Annotated in this window: 1 protein-coding gene; it reads right to left on the bottom strand. The window is 68.8% G+C overall.

The window, feature by feature from the left end; all coding sequences use genetic code 11:
• Positions 1-23 precede the first annotated feature (23 nt).
• A complete protein-coding gene (locus tag ACFOOR_RS06965) occupies positions 24-956 on the bottom strand; it encodes an IS110 family transposase (RefSeq protein ID WP_343165813.1) in 933 nt (310 codons plus the stop codon).
• Between the last annotated feature and the right edge of the window lie 193 nt (positions 957-1,149).

The following is a 1,149-nucleotide window of genomic DNA, read 5'->3' as shown; positions in this document are numbered from 1 at the left end:
GGGGAGAGCGACTGTCTTGGCGGTCAAGCGTTTTGAGGCTGCCATGGTGTTTGATCCCTGACGATGGCGTTGAGGATTGTGAGGAGTTTCCGGGCGACGGCGACGAGGGCGACGAGTTTGGGTTTTCCCGCGGCGACGAGGCGGTCACGGAAGGCTTTGAGTTCGGGGTTGTGGCGGCTGGCGACCAGGGCTCCCATGAACAGGGCTGACCGGACGGTGCTGCGTCCCCCGCCGATGAAGCTGCGCCCGCGCCATTGGCCTGACTGCCGCGTCCAGGGAGCCAGCCCGGCGAGGCTGGCGATGCGCCGCCGGCCGAGCGTCCCAAGCTCGGGCAGTTCGGCGATCAGCGTGCGGGCGATGGCCGGTCCGATGCCGGGCACAGAGACCAGCAGGTTCTCGGTCTGACGCCAGGCCGGGCAGGACCGCACCGCCTCGTCGATATCGCCGTCGAGGCTGGCCAGCTCCCGTTCCAGTGCCCGGACCAGGCGGGCGATCGAGCGCTGCACCCGTGGCGGGGCCCGGCGTTCGCGCTGACGCTCGGCGGCGATCATCGCCACGATCTGCCGCCGCCGGCTGACGAGATCGGACAGCAGCCGTGTCTCCTCGTCCTTGAGCGGCCGGATCTCCGGATCGGTGGCCGCCACGAAGCGGGCAATGACGGCCGCATCGATCGGATCGGTCTTGGCCCGCTTGCCCAGCGCGTTGGCGAAGGCGCGTATCTGGGCCGGGTTGACGACCACCACGGGCAGGCCTTGTCCGGCCAGCCCGGCCGCGACGACCGTCTCGAACCCGCCGGTCGCCTCCACTCCGATCGCCCCCGGCTGCAGCGCACAGAGCCGCTGCGCGAGCGCCTCTATGCTCTCGGTATCCCGAGGGCAGGTGAAAGCCTCCCCGCCCTCGACATGAACGTCCAGCCGGTCCTTCGAGACATCAATGCCAACCGCACATCCCTTCATGGTTTCCATCCCTTCCCGTCCTTGCAAAAGCGGGCTTCGACCAGAGCGGCCCGAGCGACTGTTCGGGGTCGATGGAAGGACGGACGGGGACCCTGGCTCTCCCACGGGCTTGCAAGCCCCAGGGTGGATCGGTCTTCCATCCGCCGCCGCACACGGCATCATGCCACAGGCAGGCAGGACAGAGTTACAAGGG

Origin of the sequence: Hyphobacterium vulgare, from assembly GCF_042643335.1 — a bacterium.
Taxonomy (GTDB): domain Bacteria; phylum Pseudomonadota; class Alphaproteobacteria; order Caulobacterales; family Maricaulaceae; genus Hyphobacterium; species Hyphobacterium vulgare.
Note: the sequence above shows the minus strand (reverse complement) of the source record. Positions and strands in the feature narration are given on the sequence as shown.

Bases quoted from the DNA above. Each gene is read 5' to 3' on its own strand.
- ACFOOR_RS06965 (WP_343165813.1), bottom strand. From the start codon at position 956: ATGAAGGGATGTGCGGTTGGCATTGATGTCTCGAAGGACCGGCTGGAC.